This is a genomic window from Kitasatospora sp. NPDC059812, from assembly GCF_042732075.1.
Classification (GTDB): domain Bacteria; phylum Actinomycetota; class Actinomycetes; order Streptomycetales; family Streptomycetaceae; genus Kitasatospora.
The window spans coordinates 1-7,096 of record NZ_JBHWIO010000161.1 but is presented as its reverse complement, the minus strand read 5'-3'; the positions used below and the strand labels follow the sequence as shown (position 1 = coordinate 7,096).

Sequence of the window (7,096 nt, the reverse complement as noted above, 5' to 3'; positions counted from 1 at the left end):
GCCGCCCTCGCCCAGGCCGACCTGGGCCTGGCCATGGGCACCGGCACCGACGCCGCGATCGAGGCCGGCGACCTCACCCTGGTCCGCGGCGACCTGCTGGCGGCGGCCGACGCCATCCGGCTCTCCCGCAAGACCCTGGCCACCATCAAGAGCAACCTGTTCTGGGCCTTCGGCTACAACGTCGCCGCCCTGCCGCTGGCCGCCGCCGGGATGCTCAACCCGATGGTCGCGGGGGCCGCGATGGCCTTCTCCTCGGTCTTCGTGGTCACCAACAGCCTGCGGCTGCGCCGCTTCCAGCCCGCCTGACCCGCCCGCGCGACGCGGAAGGGCCCGGACCGCCAGGTCCGGGCCCTTCCCTGCGTCAACGCGCCAAAGCACCACCGCGTCAACGCGTCACCGCCCGAGCAGCTCGCCGCCGTTGCAGTGCAGGATCTCGCCGGTGATGAACCCGGCCTCGGGCGAGGCCAGGAAGTAGACCGCGGCCGCGACCTCACCGGTCTCCCCGATCCGGCCCAGCAGGGTGCGGGCCGCCCGGCGGGAGACCTCGGCCTCGTCCAGCCGGGGGCCGAAGAACTCGGTGCCGGCCACCGTCCCGGGCGCGACGATGTTGGCGGTGATCCCGGAGGTGCCCAACTGGGCAGCCAGGAAGTGGTTCCAGGCGTGCAGCGAGGCCTTCGCCGCGCCGAACGAGCCGGCCCCGCGCAGGGCGGCGATCGAGCTGATGGTGACCACCCGGCCGGCGCCGGGGGTGAGCCGGTCCCGGATCGACTCGGTGAGCAGCACCACGGTCAGCACGTTGCGCTCGAAGTCGCCGCGCCAGCGGGCCAGCAGGGCGTGCGGCCCGGCGCCGATCACGGTCTCCCGGCTGCCGGCGTTGTTGACCAGGACGTCGATCCGCTCCGGCAGTTCGGCGAGCGCGGCCTCGACGGCATCGGGGTCGGCGAGATCGCACACCAGCGGGGTGACGTTCGGCCCGAGGTCCGCCGCGGCCTTCTCCAGGACCGCGCGGCGGCGGCCCACGATCACGACCCGTTCGCCCGCCTCGGCGAACCGCCGCGCGACTTCGTACCCGATTCCCGTGCCACCGCCGGTGACAACGACGTTCCTGGCCATCTGCGCACTCCCTCCCCAGCTCCGCCGCCACGCTGCGAGGGTGCGGGACGGTCCGTACCGGAATGCCACGATTCCTATCACGCTCGGTTGCCGTGACTGCGGGGAGGGTGACGTCGCGCGCGCGGGAACGTGTGATATGGGCTCGGCACGAGGTGCACACGGAGCGTGGCGAGAGGCAGCTCACACCCCCCGGGCGTAACTTCTCGCACCCTGATACGTCTTAGGTTGGTAGTGCGGCAGTTTTCCGATGAGCGGGGACGCGACGAACGGCAATGCGTCCCCGCGCTTCCACCGACTGCCGCCGACGGGGCTCCGGCGGGCCCCGGGACGGTCGTCGACCTTGACGGCCTTCGCGCACGACGCCGGGGTTGCGGCGGGTCAGGGACGCTTTGAGCGGCCGTCCCCGGCTTCGGCCCGGCCCCGGAGTCGTGCGCCGTACGGTTCCGCCCCCGCGCGGGCGCCCACCCGGGCCCACCGCACGGGGACGCGGAAGGGCCCGGCCGCCAAGTGGCGACCGGGCCCTTCCGGGTGCAGCGTCAGCGGTCGCCGAGGGCGACGTAGTCGCGGATCTCGACGCCGGTGTAGATCTGGCGCGGACGGCCGATCCGGCTGGTCGGGTCGTTGATCATCTCGTGCCAGTGGGCGATCCAGCCCGGCAGCCGGCCGAGGGCGAACAGCACGGTGAACATGCTGGTCGGGAAGCCCATGGCGCGGTAGATCAGGCCGGTGTAGAAGTCCACGTTCGGGTAGAGCTTGCGCGAGATGAAGAAGTCGTCCTTGAGGGCGTGCTCCTCCAGCTTGAGCGCGATGTTCAGCAGCTCGTCGTTCTTGCCGAGCTGGCCGAGGACCTCGTGCGCGAGCAGCTTGACCTGCGCGGCGCGCGGGTCAAAGGCCTTGTAGACGCGGTGGCCGAAGCCCATCAGCTTGACGCCGGCTTCCTTGTTCTTCACCTTCGTGATGAACGCGTCGACGTCGCCGCCGTCCTTCTGGATGCTCTCCAGCATCTCCAGCACGGCCTGGTTGGCGCCGCCGTGCAGCGGGCCCCAGAGCGCCGAGATGCCCGCCGAGATCGAGGCGAACAGGTTGGCGTGGCTGGAGCCGACCAGGCGCACGGTGGAGGTCGAGCAGTTCTGCTCGTGGTCCGCGTGCAGGATGAGCAGCTTGTCCAGGGCGTTGACGATCACCGGGTTGAGCTCGTAGTCCTCGGCGGGGACGGCGAAGGTCATCCGCAGGAGGTTCTCGACGTAGCTCAGGTCGTTGCGCGGGTAGACGAAGGGCTGGCCCATCGCCTTCTTGTACGCGTAGGCGGCGATCGTCGGCAGCTTGGCGAGCAGGCGGACGGTCGACAGGTGGCGCTGGCCGGCGTCGAACGGGTTGTGGCTCTCCGGGTAGAACGTGGAGAGCGCGCCGACCACCGAGGACAGCATGGCCATCGGGTGGGCGTCCCGCGGGAAGCCCTGGAAGAAGCGCTTGACGTCCTCGTGCAGCAGGGTGTGCTGGGTGATCTCGCGGTTGAACTCGGCCAGCTGGTCCGCGTTGGGCAGCTCACCGTTGATCAGGAGGTACGCGGTCTCGATGAAGCCGCCCTGCCCTGCGAGCTGCTCGATCGGGTAGCCGCGGTACCGCAGGATGCCGTTGTCACCGTCCACGAAGGTGATCGCGGACTTGTACGCGGCGGTGTTACCGAAGCCGTTGTCCAGGGTGACCAGGCCGGTCTGCGGGAGCAGCTTCGAGATGTCGAAGCCGGCGTTGCCCGCAGTGCTCTCGACGACGGGGTACTCGTACTCGCCGTCCTGGTACCGCAGTACTACCGAGTTGTCGCTCACGTCTTCCTCACCGACGAAATGAATCCTCTTCCAAGGTGCCCTGACTGTCTCTACCATCCCCCATCTGGAGGACAGCCGCGCACCCGGGGTGGCCCGAAAGGGCCCGCCCCTACAAAACCTGCTGCCGCAGCCGGTACGAACCGGACAAGATCGGCACCACCCTAGGCTCTGCCGTAAATCTCTTCACGTCAAGAGAACATTAGAGGCAACCATCCTGTTGGATAATCATCCAGTTGCCAGTCGATGATCGAGCGCCGCATGCCGTCGACCTGCACTGACGGTCCGCACGGCCTGGGCGATCGCCTTCCGTGACCCCACCAGTACCACCAGTTTCCTTGCCCTGGTCACAGCGGTGTAGAGCAGGTTTCGCTGGAGCATCGTCCAAGCGGACATGGTGACCGGAATCACCACCACTGGGTACTCGCTCCCCTGTGAGCGGTGGATCGTGACCGCGTACGCGTGGGCCAGCTCGTCCAGTTCGTCGAAGTCGTACGGCACCTCCTCGTCCTCGTCGGTGAGCACCGTCAACCGCTGGTCGTCCACACTGAGGGCGGTCACCACTCCCACTGTGCCGTTGAAGACCCCGTTGCGCCCCTTGTCGTAGTTGTTGCGCACCTGCGTGACCTTGTCCCCCACCCGGAACGTGCGCCCGCCGAACCGCCGCTCCGCCAGCCCCTCCCGGGCCGGCGTCACCGCCCCCTGGAGCAGCGTGTTCAGGTTCCCCGCCCCGGCCGGACCCCGGTGCATCGGCGCCAGCACCTGGACGTCCCGCCGCGGGTCGAAGCCGAACCGCTGCGGGATCCGCCGCGCCACCACGTCCACCGTCAGACCGGCCGCCAACTCCGCGTCGTCCTCCGCGAACAGGAAGAAGTCCGGCAGACCGTCCGTCAGCGGCGGCCGCCCCTCGTTGATCCGGTGCGCGTTCGTCACCACCCCCGACTGCTGGGCCTGCCGGAAGATCCTGGTCAGCCGCACCGACGGGATCGGGCCGCCCTCCGCCAGCAGATCCCGCAGCACCTCGCCGGCGCCCACCGACGGCAGCTGGTCCACGTCCCCCACGAACAGCAGGTGCGCCCCCGGCGGCACCGCCTTGACCAGCTTGTTCGCCAGGATCAGATCCAGCATCGAGGCCTCGTCCACCACCACCAGATCGGCGTCCAGCGGCCGGTCCCGGTCGTACGCGGCGTCCCCGCCCGGTTTCAGCTCCAGCAGCCGGTGCACCGTCGAGGCCTCCGCCCCGGTCAGCTCCGCCAGCCGCTTCGCCGCCCGCCCGGTCGGCGCCGCCAGCACCACCTTCGCCCGCTTGGCCAGCGCCAGCGTCACGATCGACTTCACCGTGAACGACTTGCCGCAGCCCGGACCACCCGTCAGCACCGCGACCCGCTCGGTCAGCGCCAGCCGCACCGCCTGCTCCTGCTCCGGCGCGAGATCGGCCCCGGTACGCTTGGCCAGCCACTCCAACGCCACCGGCCAGTCCACCCCGCCGAACCACGGCATCCGGTCGGAATCCGAACGCAGCAACCGCAGCAGCTGGTTGGCCAGCGAGATCTCCGCCCGGTGGAACGGCACCAGGTACACCGCGGTGATCGCCTCGCCCGCCTCCCCCGGCACCGACTCCCGCACCACCCCCTCCGCCGCGACCAGCTCCGCCAGGCAGTCGATCACCAGGCCCACGTCCACCTGCAGCAGCTTCACGCCGTCCGCGATCAGCCGCTCCTCCGGCAGGTAGCAGTGCCCCTGGTCGCTGCTCTGCGACAGCGCGTACTGCAGCCCCGCCTTCACCCGCTCCGGGCTGTCGTGCGGGATGCCCACCGCCTGGGCGATCCGGTCCGCCGTCAGGAAACCGATCCCCCACACGTCCGACGCCAGCCGGTACGGCTCGTTCCTCACCACCCCGATCGAGGCGTCCCCGTACTGCTTGTAGATCCGCACCGCGAGCGAGGTCGACACCCCGACCCCCTGGAGGAAGACCATCACCTCCTTGATGGCCTTCTGCTCCTCCCAGGCCGCCGCGATCTTCTTCGTCCGCTTCGGCCCCAGCCCCGGCACCTCGATCAGCCGGCCCGGCTCGTGCTCGATCACCTCCAGGGTGTCCACCCCGAAGCGCTCCACGATCCGCTCGGCGAACCGCGGCCCGATCCCCTTGATCAGCCCCGAACCCAGGTACCGCTGGATGCCCTGCACCGTCGCCGGCAGCACCGTCGTGTAGTTCTCCACCGTGAACTGCCGCCCGTACTGCGGATGCGAGCCCCACCGCCCGTGCAGCCGCAGCGACTCCCCCACCTGGGCTCCCAGCAGCGCGCCCACCACCGTCAGCAGGTCGTTCCCGCCCCGGCCGGTGTCCACCCGGGCCACCGTGTAACCGGTGTCCTCGTTGGCGTACGTGATCCGCTCCAGCACGCCCTCGACCTGCGCGAGCTGGCGCGGCGCCTCCTGCCCCGACTGCGCCTGCCTGGCCACCGGGACCCCCTTCGACCAGTACGGGTGGACCTTTCGTTACGCACCGTACCGCCCGGCCACGACAAGCCCGCACCCGCGCCCGACCGCCCCCACGGCAGGAGCGCCCCCGGGCCCCTGCCGTGCAGCGCCCCGCCGTGCAGCGCCCCCGCCGAGGTGCCAGGCTGGGACGGGCAGGGGGGCACGATCGCGCCCGTCCGGGCCCCGTCCGAGGAGCAGTGCCCATGCTCAACACCGCCTTCCGCCCCGGCTCCCCCGACTGGCTCGACCTGGGCAGTCCCGACACCCGGGCCTCCGTCGACTTCTACACCGCCCTGTTCGGCTGGACCTTCGACCCGGCCGGCCCCGAAGCCGGCGGGTACGGCTTCTTCCAGCTCGACGGCCGGACGGTCGCCGCCCTCGGCCCGCTCGCCGAGGAGGGCTCCCTGCCCGCCTGGACGCTGTACTTCGCCACCCTCGACGCCGACCGCACCACCGAACTCGTCGAACAGGCCGGCGGGCACGTCCGGTTCACCCCCTTCGACGTCTTCACCGCGGGCCGGATGGCCGGCTACACCGACCCGACCGGCGCCGAGTTCGCCGTCTGGCAGCCGCACGACACCCGCGGCCTGGAGGTCGTCAACGAGGAGGGCAGCCTCTGCTGGGCCGAGTGCTACAGCGTCGACGCCGAACGCGCCAAGACCTTCTACCGGACCGTCTTCAGCTGGCAGGAACAGGACGTGCCGCTCGAAGGCGCCTCCTACACCGTCCTCACCCCCGCCGGCGCCGGCAGCGACGACGCCCACGGCGGCATCATGCAACTCGGCCCCGAACAGACCGCCCGCGGCACCACCTCGCACTGGCTCCCCTACTTCGAGGTCCCCAACGTGGACGCCAGCCTCGCCATCGCCGACAAGCTCGGGGCCACCGTGCGGATCCCCGCCATGGACGTCCACGGCGTGGGCCGCCTCGCCCAGTTCCACGACCCGCACGGCGCCGTCTTCGCCGTCATCACCAGTGCCAAGCCCGGGGAGTGACGGCAGATCACCCCCGAGAAGGGGCCTGAGGGGGCTCTACGGGCAGCGGCGGCGGGGGTACGGGAAACAGGGCGCGCCTATCCTCTGATCATGACTGACCTGACGATCCGCAGGGCCACCGCGGAGGACCTGCCGGCGATAGTGGCCCTGCTCGCCGACGACGCCCTGGGTGCCACCCGCGAGAGCCCCGACGACCTCACGCCGTACCGTGCCGCCTTCGCCCGCGTCGACGGCGACCCGCACCAGCACCTGGTCGCCGCCGAGCGCGCCGGCCGGACCGTCGGCACCCTGCAGCTGACCGTGATCCCCGGCCTCTCCCGGAAGGGCTCCACCCGGACCGTCATCGAGGCCGTCCGAATCCACGCCGACGAGCGGGGCAGCGGCCTCGGCACCGAACTCATCCAGTGGGCGATCGAGCGCTCCCGCGAGCTCGGCGCCGACCTCGTCCAGCTCACCTCCGACGCGACCCGCACCGACGCCCACCGCTTCTACGAGAAGCTCGGCTTCGTCCCGTCGCACATCGGATTCAAACTCCAGCTCTGAGACCTTCCCCAGCTCTGAGACCTTGAAGTCCCAAAGCCCCGGAAACGCAAAGAACCCCCATCCGGTTTCCCGGATGGGGGTTCTCTGTGAATGATTGTTCGGCGGCGTCCTACTCTCCCACAGGGTCCCCCCTGCAGTACC

General features: G+C 70.6%; 5 protein-coding genes and 1 pseudogene. 3 read left to right on the top strand and 3 right to left on the bottom strand.

From position 1 onward, the window contains the following. Window positions 1-306 (top strand): annotated as a pseudogene (locus tag ACFV6D_RS38400) (heavy metal translocating P-type ATPase); the annotation flags it as partial. A gap of 87 nt (window positions 307-393) precedes the next feature. On the opposite strand, the gene ACFV6D_RS38395 reads toward ACFV6D_RS38400, so the two are convergent. The 3 genes from ACFV6D_RS38395 to ACFV6D_RS38385 form a co-directional block, all read right to left on the bottom strand. Continuing rightward, complete coding sequence (locus tag ACFV6D_RS38395; protein WP_063349393.1) at window positions 394-1,113, bottom strand: SDR family NAD(P)-dependent oxidoreductase; 720 nt, start codon at window positions 1,111-1,113, stop codon at window positions 394-396. Between the two features lie 536 nt (window positions 1,114-1,649). Further along, entirely contained in the window at window positions 1,650-2,939 is a 1,290-nt protein-coding gene (locus tag ACFV6D_RS38390) for a citrate synthase (protein WP_063349392.1), read from the bottom strand. A 225-nt stretch (window positions 2,940-3,164) separates the two neighbouring features. After that, on the bottom strand, window positions 3,165-5,399 hold the full coding sequence (locus ACFV6D_RS38385; protein WP_063349391.1) for an ATP-dependent RecD-like DNA helicase: 2,235 nt from the start codon (window positions 5,397-5,399) through the stop codon (window positions 3,165-3,167). A 221-nt stretch (window positions 5,400-5,620) separates the two neighbouring features. Here ACFV6D_RS38385 and ACFV6D_RS38380 point away from each other — a divergent pair, with 221 nt between their 5' ends. Both ACFV6D_RS38380 and ACFV6D_RS38375 read left to right on the top strand, forming a co-directional pair. Further along, complete coding sequence (locus ACFV6D_RS38380) at window positions 5,621-6,412, top strand: VOC family protein (RefSeq protein WP_380563348.1); 792 nt, start codon at window positions 5,621-5,623, stop codon at window positions 6,410-6,412. Between the two features lie 90 nt (window positions 6,413-6,502). After that, the gene (locus ACFV6D_RS38375; RefSeq protein ID WP_380493065.1) at window positions 6,503-6,955 is read left to right on the top strand and encodes a GNAT family N-acetyltransferase; all 453 of its coding nucleotides are present in this window, start codon (window positions 6,503-6,505) and stop codon (window positions 6,953-6,955) included. The last annotated feature ends 141 nt before the right edge of the window (window positions 6,956-7,096 follow it).

What these genes read in the sequence shown, in the direction of transcription:
- ACFV6D_RS38395 (WP_063349393.1), bottom strand. Translation starts at nt 1,113, where the DNA reads ATGGCCAGGAACGTCGTTGTCACCGGCGGTGGCACGGGAATCGGGTAC.
- ACFV6D_RS38375 (WP_380493065.1), top strand. Translation starts at nt 6,503, where the DNA reads ATGACTGACCTGACGATCCGCAGGGCCACCGCGGAGGACCTGCCGGCG.
- ACFV6D_RS38380 (WP_380563348.1), top strand. Translation starts at nt 5,621, where the DNA reads ATGCTCAACACCGCCTTCCGCCCCGGCTCCCCCGACTGGCTCGACCTG.